Consider the following 14,599-nt stretch of genomic DNA (forward strand, 5'->3'; position numbering starts at 1 on the left):
GGGCGCGGCTACAACGAAGAAGGAACCATCACCACCGCCTTCGACATGCGGGGCAGAACCGGCCGGACCGCTTTCACCTCGTCAGTGACGTCATCGACCGGCTCCCGCAGCTGGGTGCCACCAGCGAGTTCCTCAACCGCAACCACTGGAACAGCCTGTTCGAAGCCCGGGTGGTCATCGGCGACTTCAAACACGAACACAATCACTAACATGGGCATTCGGCCCTGGGTTACCGAACGCCAGCCGAGTACGCTGCGGCGTGCCGGCACACCCCGATGGCCTGCGCCATCTACTGAATCCAGACCCAAAAACACCCGGCTCTAAACGACTCAGCATCGGGGACCCGCCAGTCTGTTAGTTAAGGCCGTCGAGAATGTCGAGCACAGTGGTGGCGTCGGGTCGCCGGCGAAATTCATTGGTTTCATGCGCGCCGATGATGTGCAGGTTCTCGTCCACCACGATCAGGGTGGGCAGCACGGTGTCGGTGCCGACGTCACCCGGGGTTCCGGTGGGGACGCCGTCGAGCTCGACGATGCCCAGGATCGCGGCGGCGGTGAGGTCGGGGTCGGTGAGCCAGAGCATGTCGACATCGAAACGCCGGGCCAGCTCCTGGGAATCCCGCTGGGGCTGTGGGGAGATCATCACCGTGCGCACGCCCCGCGCGGCGAGCTGCTCGTATCCTTCTGCGAGACTGCGGATCTGGGTGGTGCAGAAGGGGCACCAGGCGCCGCGGTAGAAGAACAGTGCTGCGGGCTGGCCGCGCAGCTCGGTGGTGCTGAACGACCGGCCGTCGAGGGTTCGCAGCGTGAGCTCAGGAAGCAGGCTGCCGACCGTCAGCGCGTCGCTGGGGCGACGACCGAACGTCGCGAACCACGTCCGGAACACCGTGGACCCGGCCAGGCCTACCGTCGTGACGGATAGCATCGGGCCCGCCCGAGCGCCGACGAGGGCGGTGATGGCGGTGCCGACAGCGCTGCTCCACGCCAGTGAGGCCAGGCTGCTGGTGCGTCGAGGCCAGTTGCGCGGTACATGTGCGGCCACGACCGCGTGGGTGGCGGCAGCGGCGAGCCACCCCGGCCGGGTGGCGCCGCGACCGGCGGCCGCCCGCACGAGGGCATGTATCGCCAGCGCGGAGTTGGCCAGGAAGAAGGGCAGCGGGTAGTGCTTCTTGAGCCGGGGTAGCCGCTTGTCGAACCCGGCCCCATCGGTGCGCCGGACCATTAGGTGAGGCGGTGTTGACGTCACGACGAGGACCCGATGAAGTCGCGGACGAGGCGAGCCAACTCGCCGGGTTGGTCCAGCGGGATAAACGAGCCGCTGTCCTGAACGGTGACCAGTGTCGCTTTGGTGAAGGCGTCGCGGAGCCGCTCGGCGTAGCGCATCGGGAACACCCGGTCCCCGGGTGCCCAGGCGATCAGCGCCGGCCCGCCGAAGCCCGACAGTCGTGTCGCGGCGTCTAGGGTGAGCCGGTTGTCGATGTGTCGGGTGAAGTCGGTGACGTCGCGGCGCACCCCTCGGCTGGTCAGCACTGGCCGTGTCCACCCGCTGATCAGCTCGGCGGGGATCGGCCGCTTGTGCAGCAGGCCGAACCCGAGTCGTGAGTCCCGGATGGCGGGCACCCGGTAGGTCAGGGCCAGCACCGGGCCCAGCAGCCGGGCCCGGGCCGCCCGTTGCAGGTTCTTGAAGTCCGGCGGCAGCCAGTTGTCGTGGGAGTCGCAGTTGGTGAGCACGATCCGGCCGACCCGCTGCGGTCGTCGGGTGAGCAGCAGCTGGCTGATGGCGCCGCCGGTGTCGTTGGCCACGAGCGTCACGTCGTGCAGGTCCAGTCTGTCGAGGACGTCGGCCAGCACGTCGGCCACTCCGAGGGGGGTCGCCGCGGCACGGTCGCGCATCGGGGTGATGTGGGCACCCATCGGCAAGGTCGGCACCACACACCGGAACTGCCCCGACAGCTGCGTGACGACCGATCTCCAGATACTGCCGTCGACCAGCAGCCCGTGGACGAAAACGATGACCGGCCCGTCCGGGGGGCCGCTGTCCTCGTAGTAGATGGTGCCGACGGGTAGGTCGATGGTCGCCATGAGAATCTCCGATTCCAACTCATTTGACTGTCGGTATTTGACCAACTGAGAGTCAGTCAACCATTCCCCGCAGGGGCTCGTCAAATAGCGGTCGGTCACCGACCGACGGTCAGCGAGGAGTGTATGCTGCTCGCCATGGCCGTGGATCCCGGGAGCCGACGCAAGGAGTACGCCGAGCTCACGCGGACCGCGATCCTGGACGCCGCCGCGGAGCGTTTCGTCGCCGATGGCTACGCCGCAACGAGTATCGACGCGGTTGCTGCGGCGGCGCGGGTCTCCAAAGGCTCGGTGTATCACCACTTCAGCGACAAGTCCGAGCTCTTTGAGGCGGTCTTCGTCGCGATGGAGCAGCGGCTGCTGGCCGCGGTGACGGCGGCGCTGGCCACGATCGACGACCTGTGGGCGCTGATGGCGGCCGGCACCACGGTCTACCTCGAGTTCTGCTCCCAACCCGACTTCCGGCGCATCGCCCTGCAGGAAGCGCCGGTCGCGCTGGGCTGGACCCGGTGGCGCGCGATTGAGGAACGGTTCTTCCTCGGGCTGATCACCGCAGGTCTGGCGCGCATGGCGGAGGCGGGCCTGATCGCTATCCCGCCCGGGGACATCGCCGCGCGAATGCTGCTCGCGGCCCTCTCCGAAGCCGGCCTGGCCGTGGCCGCCGCCCCGGCCGACCAGCAAGCCGATGAACGGAACCACGCGGCGACAGTGGCCGAGGGCTTTTTGCGCTCGCTGGGTACGAAACCCCATCGACCCCGGAAGTCCCCGGGAGATCCGGCCAGGCCGACGAGTCAGCCCGGTGGTTGAGGCCGTTGGCCCTCGACGGTGCGGACCTTCGGCCGGCGTGCGCAGCGACCGAGGTTGGACGGACGGACTGGACGCTGTCGACGACGCTCATGAGACCACACAGACGTCACCGCCGGGATCCTGCACAACCGTACAAGTTCTAGGATCCGCCACGAAGATGAGAAAAACCCATCCGCCATTTTGGTGAGAATTCTGCAAACCTGCAGGTAGGGGCATCGCCATCCGCCACGCAGAATGAGAACCTAATGGGAACCGATCGGCGTGCCGTTGACGGCCCTGTGGCTGGTTTCCGGGGAGGCTGATCACCGAGCCGCCGGCTGGTGAGCACTGTGAGAACCTGTGGCGTTGGTCGACTTCTAGCAGCCGGTTGAGCCCACAGTTTTAGGACCGAATCTGTCCGCTCTGAGTAGCTCACTGACGGTGACGGTTTGATTCAGGACGGACGGGATGTGGATTTGATCCCGAATAATAGCCTCCTCGGCTACATCCCACCCGAGGAATACGAAGCCACCTTCCCGGGTCGCGTGAGATAGGAGCACGGTGATGCATGACGTGAACTGGTGGTTGATGGCGTTGAGCTTTGTGCTGGGGCTGTTGTTCACGTTCGCCTTCACGATTCGACGGGTCAAACGTGAAGTGCCAGAGACCGCGGCGTTCGCGGGTAGGGGCCCCGGACCGGGCGCCGGAGGTGCTGCGGCGACAGCGGGCGCTGCGGGCGCGGGTGGAGTGGCCGCGGCGAAGTTCGCCGGCCGGGAACGCGGTTCGGAATCGCAGACAACGAGGATGCGGGCGGCGGGCGCCGAGCCCTACGGTGTGGGTTCGGCGAGGGCCGCCGCTGACGGTAGCGGGCCGTCGGGGTGGACGGTGAAGGGCAACGAGGATTCGATGCTCTACCACACCCCCGACAGCCCGTACTATGCGGAGACCGTCGCTGACGTCATCTGGTTCAGGGACAAGGAATCGGCTGAACGGGCAGGGTTTTCGCACTGGCACAAGGGCCGACCGCGTGGTCGAGGGACCGAGTTCGCCGAGGTTGTTGAGCCCGGACCGTATGGCGTGGGTTCGGCCAGGGGCGCCGCTGACGGTAGCGGGCCGTTGGGGTGGACGGTGAAGGGCAACGAGAATTCGATGCTCTACCACACCCCCGACAGCCCGTACTATGCGGAGACCGTCGCTGACGTCATCTGGTTCAGGGACGAGGAATCGGCTGAACGGGCAGGGTTTTCGCACTGGCACGAGGGCGGCAGAACCAGATAGCGCCAACTCCAGCCCACAGCCCGAGTGTGATGCCTCGAACGCGGGAGAACCGTTCGAAGACCACTCTCCTCGGGCACGCCGATGCGGTCGTCGACGGCGATCGCCATCTCGGCCCGCCCACTGACCGCCGACAGCTCGACTCGGGTCGCACTGCCATGCTTGACGGGCTTTGACGATCGCGTTGTCCACGGTCAGCCGCAGCCGGCCGGCAAAACCGAGGATGATCACCTTCGGCCACGGCACCAGCGAGACGTCCAGGTCCGGGATCATCCAACCGGTGACACAGCAGTTAGCCGCGGGCCATCGCCTCGAGCCGGGCGATCCGCTCGGCCACCAGAGAACAGCTTGCCGATCCGTCCCCAGACGGGAACAGGTTCGCGATCCACAGTTCTGATATTGCTCGCGTACGTCGAGGGCGCTTGATTTAGGGTATAAAGACTCTCCATGCTTTGGATCTACGATATTCCCACGCCGCTGTTCGGGCTGCTCTGCGTGGTCGCGTTCGCGATTTTGGGCATTGTCGGCTACTACGTGACGAAGCCGATCGTTCGCATGCTCATGGGCCCACCGCCCGGACATAACGAAGGCGTCGACGTGATCATCGGTGCGGTCACGCTCCTCTACGGCCTGATCCTCGCACTGATCGCCGTCGCCGTCTGGGAACAATTTTCGACGGCCGACACTACGGTAAGCCAGGAAGCGTCGACCCTGCGCAGCTTGTACCGCGATGTTGAAATGTACCCCGAACCCGACCGATCCACGCTCACAACGCCGCTTCGTGACTACACCAAGAATGTGATCGATAACGAGTGGCCTGCGCAACAACGCGGCATCGTCCCGAGCACAAACGACCAAATTTCCGCGTTCGAGACGGCGCTGTATGCCTTCAATCCAAAATCAGAAGGCGAAAAGCTGATCCACGAATCGACGATCGGCGAGTTCAACAAGTTGGTCGAACTCCGCAACCAGCGGCTGCACACCGTTACGCAAGGGATTCCAAGTTCGCTCTGGGCGATCATCTTGATTGGGGCGGTCCTCACGATCGTGAGTACGTACTTCCTGCAGCTCGAACGCGTGCGGGCCCAGCTGACGATGACCAGCTTCATCTCGGTCCTGATCGCCATCGTCATTTTCATCACCGCAGTTATGGACCACCCGTTCCGCGGGGGGTTTAGCGTGGGCTCGGACGCGTTTCAGACCACCTACGATCGGATGACCGGCCACTAGCCCGCGACCCGGTAGCTCGTCGCAGCAGCGGGGTGAACGGCATGGCGTCCCACCCGCCCTGGAAGGGGAGCAGCGGAGTCCAACAAGTAATGGCGCCCGCGACCGCAGGAGGATCTCGGGGATAACATCTGCGCAGTTCGGGCGGAATGGGAGGCCCCGATGAGTGTCATCACCGCGTTGGCGCGCGCGGCGGCAGGCGTGCTCGTGGCCGCATGTGCGTTCGCGACACGGGCACACGCCGGCGATGGTGGGCCGGACGTGCCGCTCGACGAGCCCCCCGCGCCGGCGTTGGCAGGTACTTCCTGGCGCTTCGTGGAGATCATGGGAGAGGCCCCTCCCGCCTCCGTCGAGGCGACGCTTGAATTGTCGGGCGACGGTGCGGCGACGGGCGTGTCGGGCTGCAACCACTTCGTCGGGCGCTATGTGTCGGCCGGCGCCGATCTCTCTTTCCCCGGCATGGCCTCGACGAAGATGTGGTGCCAACCGGAGGTCATGACGGTGGAGATGGCGGTGCAGACGGCCCTCAACCGCACCCGCCACGTGGCCGCCGCACCGGGCGAACTGGATCTCCTGGCCTCGGATGGCACGGTGCTGGCGCGTCTGATACCGGCGACGCCACCGCTGTCGCCGGTAGCGGAACCAGTAGAGCCCTAGCGCCATCGGCGTCCCACCACGCGTTGAACGGGTAGACGTTTGGTGTGTCCGACGCCTCCTCAAGGCGGTCCCGGATGACTTGATCAGCGGCCTCATCGCCTGGTTCGCACTGCGAAACAACCCGTAGGCATCGGCCATTCTTGAGCGGCATCTGAACTACATCCCCGATGTGGTTGCTGAGTGCGAGCGGGCAGTGCGAAGCTCACCAACGTGGTCCTGCGGTTTAGCGACCGGATCGATCGCGTGATCCTCGACGTCGGCGGCGACCACGTTGAGGACTATGAGGCGCAGATGAAGATCGCCCTCGCCAAGCAGTAACCGCCAACGGGGACGGGGCAGCGCGCGGTGGATGTCAAAGAAATCGCCCTTGTGACGTTCCAGATCAGTGTGGTGTGCACGGTAATGGGCTTTGGGCTCAAGGCGACGTTCGCAGACCTGCTCTATCTGCTTCGCCTGCCCAGCCTGCTGGCGCGCTCGCTGATGGCTGTCTTTGTCGTGATGCCGGCGCTGGTCGTCGCGCTCGACCGTGGCTTCGACTTTCCACCGACTGTGGAGATCGCCTTGGTTGCGCTGGCCATTTCCCCGCTGCCGCCGCGGCTCCCGGCCAGAGAGTCCAAAGCGGGTGGACACCATTCGTATGGGTTGGGATTGATGGTGCTGTTGGCAGTGCTGTCCGTAGGGCTCGTCCCGCTGGCCGCGCAGGTCCTCGGCGAGTACTTCGGGCATCACTATGCCGTGGCGCCCGCGGCGATAGCGCGCGTCATCGGGACAACGGTCCTCGCGCCGTTGGCTGTCGGGGTCGTTGTTCGTCTGGCGGCACCCGGGGTCGCCGAAACAATCGCGAACCCGGTCGCCGTCGCGGCCAAGGTCATCATGTCGCTTGCGGCGCTCGCGCTACTGATCGTCGCCGCGCCGGCGCTGTGGCAGCTCCTCGGCGACGGAACGATCCTCGCCATCGTCGCCTTCTTGGTGGTGGGGTTCGCCGTCGGCCACGTGTTTGGTGGTCCCGAGCCTGGCCATGCAGCGGTGCTGGCGTTCTCGACCGCGTGCCGTCACCCCGGGATCGCTTTGTCGATCGCGGCCACCAACTTTCCCGACCAGCGCTTTGGCGCCACAATCCTGCTCTACTTGATCACCAGCTTCGTGCTCGGTCTTGCCTACACCGCATGGCAACGCCGACGAGCGGCACGAACAGAAGCCGGCTAACGAAACGGGCCTTCGCCTCCCAGTGGGGAGCGCTCGCTGTTACTGACTGCGGTGTCTCGCGCGCGGGATCGCGATTTGCGTCGTGCCGTTCAACACTCCGTCGGCAGCGGCATAGTTCGCGACGACCGGCTCTCCGCCTAGATCCGGGCGCCGGGGAACATCGTCTTGACGGCCTCGGTGATTGTGTTGCGCGCGCTGCTGTCGTCGGTCGGTTGGCGGGATTCGATCACCATGACGTAGCGGTACTGGGCCCCGATCACGCCGGTGGACAGATGCATCCAGTCGTCGCCGATGCAGCACATCCAACCCTGTTTGACCGCGACCGGCTCGGCGTAGAGGCCATCCGGGATGCCGAACCGCTGCGGGTAGCCGTCGTCGCCCTGCGCCGTGGCCCGCGCCAGGTCGTTGAAAATGATGGCCGCCTGATCCGGCGGCAGTCCGCCCTTGGCGTCCAGCAGCATGCTGTAGTACTGCACCAGATCGGCCGCGGTGGTCATGGTGTTCCACCACAGCCCGTCACTGCCCCCGCCGCGTCGACCGCAGCCCGTAGCGCGACGCCACCCGCGCCACGATCGCGTCTCCGCCGCCACGTTCCTAAAACCGTTCTCCCGCATCATCATCCCCAGGACTGCAACATCACGTCGAGGGCCTGGCGGTCGTCGGGCGACAGCGGAATCTGTCCGGTGGACGACTGGTACAACAGGTCGTCGGCGATCAACAGTTTCGCGACCGACGCCGTCGCGATCGCGGTGTTGTTGCCGTTGGACACCGTCTGGTCGGTGACCCGATCGAGCACCAGCACCGAGATGTCGGCGCCGTCGCCGTCTCAACAGACCCGTGATGTCGGCCTGCGGACCGCTACAGCCTTGGCGGGAGCGCTTGCGCTTGTTATGGGCGCGGCTCTTGGGCATACTCGGACGCGGACCCGCGCCTCACTCCCGCTGGCCAGACGGTTCCCGCCGCGGTCCGCCTATCGTGCCGAGTGAGAACGCACTCACGCGCAGGACGGTTTGCCGTTGACGGCGCAGGCGGCAGCGCCGCCTTTGCCCCCGGAAGTTCCCTCGGGATCAGTCAATGCCCGGCCACGAGCCGGCGGTGCAGCCCCCGCTGCGGGTTCTGAACAAAAGCGACGGCGACCTCGGCGGCGGTCTCTCCTGACCATTTCGACGGACGTGCAGTAACAGTGTGAGAGTCTGCGTTGGTGAGCGATGAGGCAGTCACCAAGCGTCCGAACATCCTGATCATCTGGGGCGATGACGTCGGGATGTGGAACATCTCGGCGTATCACCGGGGCATGATGGGCGGTTCGACGCCCAACATCGACCGCGTTGCCAATGAGGGCATGATCTTCATGGATCACTATGCCGAAGCGTCCTGCACGGCCGGTCGGGCGGCCTTCATTACCGGCCAGTACCCGATCCGGGTGGGGTTGGCGACGGTCGGGTTGCCCGGGTCGGAGATCGGTCTGCAGCCCGAGGACCCGACGCTGGCCGAGATGCTCAAGCCGCTGGGCTATGCGACCGGCCAGTTCGGCAAGAACCACCTGGGCGATCGCGACGAGCACTTGCCGACGATGCACGGTTTCGACGAGTTCTTCGGGATTCTCTACCATCTGAACGCCGGCGAGTACGCCGAGCAGTACGACTTTCCGAAGAACCCGGAGATCATCAAGCAGTTCGGTTTTGGGCAGCGCGGTGTGGTGCATTGTTGGGCCAACGGTGACGGAACGCAGCGGGTGCAGGACACCGGACCATTCGTTCAGGAGCGGCAGCGCACGCTTGATCGTGAATTCCTTGACGAGTCCAAGCGGTTCATCCGCGACGCGGTAGCCGCCGACACGCCGTTCTTTGTGTGGCACAACTCAACTCGGATGCACTACCGCACCAACTTGTCGCCGGAGTATGAGGGCAAGAGCGGTTACGGGATTTATGCCGACGGCATGATGGAGATGGACGACCACGTCGGCGAGCTGCTGGACCTGCTCGATGAGGTTGGTGTCGCAGAGAACACGCTGGTGATGTGGGCCACCGACAACGGCGCGGCGTGCAACAGTTGGCCCGATGGCGGCAATCATCCCTTCGCCCACGAGAAGGCCGTTGGCGGCTTCGAAGGCGGATTCCGCGTTCCGGTGGTCATCCGGTGGCCGGGTGTGGTCCCGGCCGGGGTTGCCACCGGGAGTTCATGGCGATGCAGGACTGGATCCCGACGATCATGTCGATGCTCGGCCAGCCCGATCTGGGTGAGCGACTGCTGCACGGCACGACGATCGGGGAGCGCGAGTACCGGGTCCATCTCGACGGCGTCGACCAGTCCGAGCTGGTCACCGGCGCCGGTCCGTCGAAGCGTCGGGAGTTCTACTACTTCACCGAGACCGTCCTGCACGGGCTGCGATACGGGGACTGGAAGGTGCTGTTCAAGACCCAGGACCGCTGGTTCAACGGCATCCAGCAGAATTTCGTCACGCCGTTGATCACCAATCTGAAGGTTGATCCGTTCGAACGCTTCCACGTCGCCCGCGGGTTCGATGAGTGGCAGGAGAACCACGCCTGGCTCTACGGGCCGGTCGGGGTGCAGGTCGAGCGGTTCTTGTCGACGTTTCGCGACTATCCGGCCCGTCAGCGAAGCTTCGACCTTCCCATCGATGAGCTGATGAACCAGCTGAATCCCGCCCGCACCCGTTAGGAGAACACCGTGGCACTGACCGAGTATCAGCCGGGCACCACGTTCCCGGGAACGATCGGCCGCACCCCCGACGAGTCCACACCGGCCTGGCCGGCGCCGACCCGGGCTCCCGACGGCGCCCCCAACGTGCTGTTCATCGTCATCGACGACATGGGCTTCGGCCACCTCGGCTGTTACGGCAGTCCGATCGCGACACCGAACATCGACGCGCTGGCCGCCGACGGGCTGGTGTTCTCCAACATGCACACCACCGCGCTGTGCTCGCCATCGCGCTCGTGCATCCTCACCGGCCGCAACCACCACTCCAACCACCTGGCGTGCCTGACCAACGGGTCCACCGGCTATCCGGGATCGGACGGCTACATCCCGTTCGAGAACGGATTCCTCTCCGAGATCCTGCGCGGCCGTGGCTACAACACCTACTGCGTGGGCAAGTGGCACCTGGCGCCGGAGGAGACGATGACCGCCGCCGGGCCGTATGACCGGTGGCCGCTGGGCCGCGGCTTCGAGCGCTACTACGGGTTCCTCGGCGGCGACACCCACCAGTACTACCCCGAACTGGTGCGCGACAACTCCCAGACCGAACCCGAGACCACCCCGGAGCAGGGTTATCACCTCACCCCGGATCTGGTGGAGAGGGCCACGGCGATGATCGCCGACGCCAAACAGGTCGCGCCCAACAAGCCGTTCTTCCTGTATTTCGCGCCGGGAGCCATGCATTCGCCGCACCACGTGCCGAAGAAGTGGGCCGACCGGTACGCCGGGAGGTTCGACGCCGGGTGGGACGCCTACCGCGCCGAGGTTTTCGCCAGGCAGAAGAAGCTCGGCCTGGTGCCGCCGGACACCGAACTGTCCCGCCACGATCCCGACGTGCAGGACTGGGACTCCCTGTCCGCTGACGAGCGTCGCCTCTACGCGCGGATGATGGAAGTCTTCGCCGGGTTCCTCGAGCACACCGACCACTACCTCGGTGAGCTGGTCGGATTCCTCAAAGAGATCGGCGAGTACGACAACACGCTGATCATGCTGATCTCCGACAACGGGTCCAGCGCCGAGGGCGGACCGACCGGCTCGATCAACGAGTGCCGGTTCTTCAACAACGTGGCCGACACCGTGGAGGAGGGCCTGGCCCACATCGACGAGATCGGTGGCCCGACGGTGTTCAACCACTTTGCGTGGGGCTGGACGCACGCGGGCAACACCCCGTTCCGGCGCTGGAAACGCGAAACCTACCGCGGCGGAACGACCGATCCGTTCATCGTGTCCTGGCCGGCGGGCATCACCGCCCGCGGCGAGATCCGCGCCCAGTACGCCCACATCATCGACATGGTGCCCACCGTCCTGGACGCGTTGGGCATCGATGCGCCCCGGGCGATCGCCGGGGTGACGCAGTCCCCGATCGAGGGTGTCAGCTTCGCGCACACCTTCGACGACACCGCCGCGCCGACTCGCCGCAGCACCCAGTATTTCGAGATGCTGGGACACCGCTCGCTCTACCACGACGGCTGGCGCGCGGTCTGCCCCTGGCCCGGAACGTCGTTCGCCGAATCAGAGCACAAGTTTGGGGACGCCATCACCGCCGACATGCTGACCGACCTCGACGCGACCGGCTGGGAGCTCTACCACGTCGCCCAGGACGTCGCGGAGACGACGAACCTCGCCGACCAGGAACGCGCCCGGCTGATCGCGATGATCAGCATGTGGTACACCGAGGCGGGCAAGTACAACGTGCTGCCCATCGACAGCCGCGGCGTTACCCGCATCGCCGACGAGCGCCCGCAAATCGCGGCGAGCCGCGACCGTTACGTGCTGTACCCGGGGACACAGTCCATTCCGGCCGCGGCGGCGCCGAAAATCCTGAACCGGCCGTACTCGATCACCGCGGAAGTCGAAACGACCGACGGTACCGAGGGTGTGCTGCTCAGTATGGGCGGCTATGACGGCGGCATTACCTTCTACATCCAGGACGGTCTGCTGTGCTTCGCGCACAACTACGTCGCCAAAGACATCTACTACGTCAAATCACCGACCCCGGTACCGACTGGGCGGCATTTCCTGAGCATAGAGTTCACCCCGACCGGTGAACCGGACATCAAGCACGGCAAAGGAACCCCCGGACGGGTCGCCCTGTTCGCCGACGGCGCCGAGGTGGGCAGCGGGGACCTGCCGGTGACCACCCCGATCCGGCTGGCCCAGGGTGGCGCGATGCTCGTCGGCGCCGACACCGGCGCGCCGGTCAGCCCAGACTACACACCGCCGTTCCGATTCACCGGCCGCATCCACCGGGTGATCGTCGACGTCAGCGGCGAGCGCGTCGAAGACTACGAGGCACAGATGAGGATTGCGCTCGCCAAGCAGTAGTCGCCATGGATTCTGAACATCGGGCCACCCGCTGTTCCAGATCAGCCCGGCGGCGGCGACCCGCAATGACAGCGCGCCCGGTAAGAACCGGCAGGGATGGGCCGGGCAGCGATGGACTCGTGCCGCCCTGCGCCGCTTTCCGACCCGCTCAACCCTCCCCAGGCCCCGAACCCGACAGCTATGCTGCTAAAGGCCTGTGGCCGTGGATATTTGGACCATAGACGAAACACCGGCGCTTACAGCACCCGATGAGCGCGGCTGAATCTGAGCTGCCCGCCGACGGTCATCTGCTAACCAGATGTCGGTGTGACACCAGACAGTGCCAACGTGCCGAATGCGAAGCCGCCTACATCGCAAGGGGCGGTCAAGCAGAGGCCAACTCACGCTCTAAAGGCGAGTTCTGCACAACCGTATGGTTATAGGATCCGCCACCAAGATGAGAACAACCCGTCCGCCATTTTGATGAGAATTATGCAGAACCGCAGGTAGGAGAGTCGCGATCCGCCATTTGGGATGAGAACCTACATCTCAGCAGAACTAGCTTCGCCTTTTGCCCTCCCGCGAGACGCACACGAACCATGGCAAGTCGATGGCGCTTTGGTGTGAAGTGCTGGTCGAGGTTAAGACAGCCGGTATTAATCCGGGTGAAGCCAGGGTCCTTCAGGGCGTATTCCACGAGATCATCCTGGCGACGTTTCCGTCCGGGCAGGGCCAGTGATCTGGCCGGTGTCGTCACCGAGGTCGGCCCTGGCGTCCAGCGGACCTGTAGCCGTGGCCCGCGCCGCGCCGGCCGGTGATTCCTCTCGACGGGAGGGGGCGTTCGCTACGGCGCGTACCGGTGGCTGGGCTGGGCGGTGCCGGTGGTGGCGCGGCGTTGCTGTCGATCCAGCACTTGGCCGAGGTCCAGCGAGCTTGCTGCGTTTGGCGGCCGGGGTGGTCGTCACGCCGCGACGTTCGGAGACCGTGTTCTACGCCGGCAACGCGCTGAGCACCACGCTACCCGGCGGCCCCGCGGTATCGGCCAGGTTCATACGGCGGCAGCAGCGCACCTGGGGTGCCTTACGGCTGGTCGCCGCGTGACAACTGGTGGTGTCGGGTGTGTTGCAGGTGGCGGGGGGCCTCGCGGGACGGGATCGGTGAACCGCGGTGGCTGTTGTTCGGCGCGCCAATAGTGACCGGCGATCCCGGTTGGGCCGCACAATGGCCGAACCGGTGGGGATCCATACGCTTTTCGCAGTACACGCCGGTGGAGGTGCTCATGGTGACCGCACCCGGCATCGCCTGCGGGATGGGTCCGTGGTGCGGTGGCGTGATATCGGGATCAGGCGCCTGAGTTTTTGCGATGGAGGTAAGCCATGTCACGGACAATTCAATCGGTAGCCGTGTTGGGGGGCGGGCTGATGGGCGCGGGTATCGCGGAATCGGTATCGCTGGCCGGGTTTCCGGTGGTGATTCGGGAGTTGCCCGAGTTCACGGCGGCCGCGCGCAGCCGGCTGGAGCGCTCGCTGGACGGCGCGGTGAAACGGGGGAAGCTCGACGCTGACGATCGAGCTGCCGCACTGGCCAGGGTCACTTTCACCAGCGAACTCAAAGATGTCGCCGGCAGCGACCTGGTCATCGAGGCGGTCCCCGAGAATCTCGGTCTGAAGATCTCGATCATGAAGGAGCTCAACGAGATCGTCAGCCACGACACCGTCCTGGCCTCGAACACGTCCTCCATCCCGATCGCCGAACTCGCCAGCGTGGTCGCCAATCCCGCCCGCGTGCTCGGCCTGCACTTCTTCTCGCCGGTGCCGGTGATGAAGTTGGTCGAGATCGTGCGTGCGCTTGACACCGCCGACGAGACGGTCGCACTGGCGCAGGAGTTCGTCGCGCGGCTCGGTAAGCGTTCTATCGAGACGAAGGATCGCGCCGGGTTCATCGTGAACTTCTTGCTGACGCCTTATTTGATCGGCGCGGTCCGCATGTACGAGGAAGGCTTTGCCACCCGTGAGGACATCGACACAGGGATGAAGCTGGGCGCCGGTCATCCGATGGGACCGCTGGAATTGTGCGACTTCATCGGGCTGGACATCCTGCAGGCGGTGTGCGAGTCGCTTTTCGATGAGTTCAGGCGAGACGCGTACGCTGCGCCACCGCTGATGAAACGCATGGTCGCGGCGGGTCGCTTGGGCCGCAAGTCCGGTCGGGGTTTCTATGAATACACCCGTTAGCCCGCCGGTCTGGGTGACACCCGGTGGTGGGCGGCCTATCCGGGTGGCCGGGATCCGTTGTCGGCGCGGCTGTTGAGCCATGCGAGCGCTTCTTGGCGGCTTTCGTAGATGTGG

At 65.5% G+C, this 14,599-nt stretch carries 12 protein-coding genes and 4 pseudogenes; 11 read left to right on the plus strand and 5 right to left on the minus strand.

The genetic code is table 11. From position 1 onward, the window contains the following. Nucleotides 1–8: 8 nt before the first annotated feature. The 3 genes from VKG81_RS21555 to VKG81_RS14750 form a co-directional block, all read right to left on the minus strand. Nucleotides 9–269 (minus strand): hypothetical protein, encoded by a 261-nt coding sequence (locus tag VKG81_RS21555; protein ID WP_414685286.1) that lies wholly within the window; start codon nt 267–269, stop codon nt 9–11. Nucleotides 270–354: 85 nt separating this feature from the next. Next, on the minus strand, nt 355–1,221 hold the full coding sequence (locus VKG81_RS14745; RefSeq protein WP_324397127.1) for a peroxiredoxin family protein: 867 nt from the start codon (nt 1,219–1,221) through the stop codon (nt 355–357). A 20-nt stretch (nt 1,222–1,241) separates the two neighbouring features. Then, nucleotides 1,242–2,081, minus strand: a complete 840-nt coding sequence (locus tag VKG81_RS14750) for an alpha/beta hydrolase (protein WP_324397129.1) — start codon at nt 2,079–2,081, stop codon at nt 1,242–1,244. Nucleotides 2,082–2,216: 135 nt separating this feature from the next. Between VKG81_RS14750 and VKG81_RS14755 the strand changes: the two genes are divergently transcribed. Beyond that, nucleotides 2,217–2,885: a TetR/AcrR family transcriptional regulator gene (locus tag VKG81_RS14755; RefSeq protein WP_324397131.1), complete on the plus strand. Its 669-nt coding sequence runs from the start codon at nt 2,217–2,219 to the stop codon at nt 2,883–2,885. 543 nt (nt 2,886–3,428) lie between these two features. Next, nucleotides 3,429–4,142, plus strand: coding sequence for a hypothetical protein (locus tag VKG81_RS14760; RefSeq protein WP_324397133.1), 714 nt, complete (start codon nt 3,429–3,431; stop codon nt 4,140–4,142). Here the strand turns inward: VKG81_RS14760 and VKG81_RS14765 are convergent. Further along, nucleotides 4,125–4,406: pseudogene (locus tag VKG81_RS14765) on the minus strand (two-component sensor histidine kinase); the annotation flags it as partial. The gene VKG81_RS14760 and the pseudogene VKG81_RS14765 overlap by 18 nt on opposite strands. A 180-nt stretch (nt 4,407–4,586) precedes the next feature. On the opposite strand from VKG81_RS14765, the gene VKG81_RS14770 reads away from it, so the two are divergent. The 3 genes from VKG81_RS14770 to VKG81_RS14780 all read left to right on the plus strand — a co-directional run bounded on the left by VKG81_RS14770 (nt 4,587) and on the right by VKG81_RS14780 (nt 7,229). Further along, on the plus strand, nt 4,587–5,369 hold the full coding sequence (locus VKG81_RS14770; RefSeq protein WP_324397135.1) for a DUF4239 domain-containing protein: 783 nt from the start codon (nt 4,587–4,589) through the stop codon (nt 5,367–5,369). A 159-nt stretch (nt 5,370–5,528) separates the two neighbouring features. Next, complete coding sequence (locus tag VKG81_RS14775) at nt 5,529–6,023, plus strand: META domain-containing protein (RefSeq protein ID WP_324397136.1); 495 nt, start codon at nt 5,529–5,531, stop codon at nt 6,021–6,023. 369 nt (nt 6,024–6,392) lie between these two features. Further along, nucleotides 6,393–7,229 carry a membrane transporter protein gene (locus tag VKG81_RS14780; RefSeq protein WP_324397139.1) on the plus strand — a complete coding sequence of 279 codons (837 nt, stop codon included), beginning with the start codon at nt 6,393–6,395 and terminating at the stop codon, nt 7,227–7,229. 137 nt (nt 7,230–7,366) lie between these two features. Here the strand turns inward: VKG81_RS14780 and VKG81_RS14785 are convergent. Next, nucleotides 7,367–8,046 (minus strand): annotated as a pseudogene (locus tag VKG81_RS14785) (hypothetical protein); the annotation flags it as partial. A gap of 447 nt (nt 8,047–8,493) precedes the next feature. Here VKG81_RS14785 and VKG81_RS14790 point away from each other — a divergent pair. The 6 genes and pseudogenes from VKG81_RS14790 to VKG81_RS14815 form a co-directional block, all read left to right on the plus strand. Beyond that, nucleotides 8,494–9,330, plus strand: a pseudogene (locus VKG81_RS14790) (sulfatase-like hydrolase/transferase); the annotation flags it as partial. Between the two features lie 80 nt (nt 9,331–9,410). Then, nucleotides 9,411–9,911 (plus strand): hypothetical protein, encoded by a 501-nt coding sequence (locus tag VKG81_RS14795; protein WP_324397148.1) that lies wholly within the window; start codon nt 9,411–9,413, stop codon nt 9,909–9,911. A gap of 9 nt (nt 9,912–9,920) precedes the next feature. Further along, a complete protein-coding gene (locus tag VKG81_RS14800; RefSeq protein ID WP_324397141.1) occupies nt 9,921–12,272 on the plus strand; it encodes an arylsulfatase in 2,352 nt (783 codons plus the stop codon). Nucleotides 12,273–12,861: 589 nt separating this feature from the next. After that, nucleotides 12,862–13,033 (plus strand): annotated as a pseudogene (locus VKG81_RS14805) (alcohol dehydrogenase catalytic domain-containing protein); the annotation flags it as partial. A gap of 151 nt (nt 13,034–13,184) precedes the next feature. Next, nucleotides 13,185–13,352 carry a hypothetical protein gene (locus VKG81_RS14810; RefSeq protein WP_324397143.1) on the plus strand — a complete coding sequence of 56 codons (168 nt, stop codon included), beginning with the start codon at nt 13,185–13,187 and terminating at the stop codon, nt 13,350–13,352. A 275-nt stretch (nt 13,353–13,627) separates the two neighbouring features. Next, nucleotides 13,628–14,485, plus strand: a complete 858-nt coding sequence (locus VKG81_RS14815) for a 3-hydroxybutyryl-CoA dehydrogenase (protein WP_324397145.1) — start codon at nt 13,628–13,630, stop codon at nt 14,483–14,485. Nucleotides 14,486–14,599: the final 114 nt, after the last annotated feature.

Source organism: Mycobacterium sp. (genome assembly GCF_035314905.1).
In the GTDB taxonomy this organism is placed as follows: Bacteria; Actinomycetota; Actinomycetes; order Mycobacteriales; family Mycobacteriaceae; genus Mycobacterium.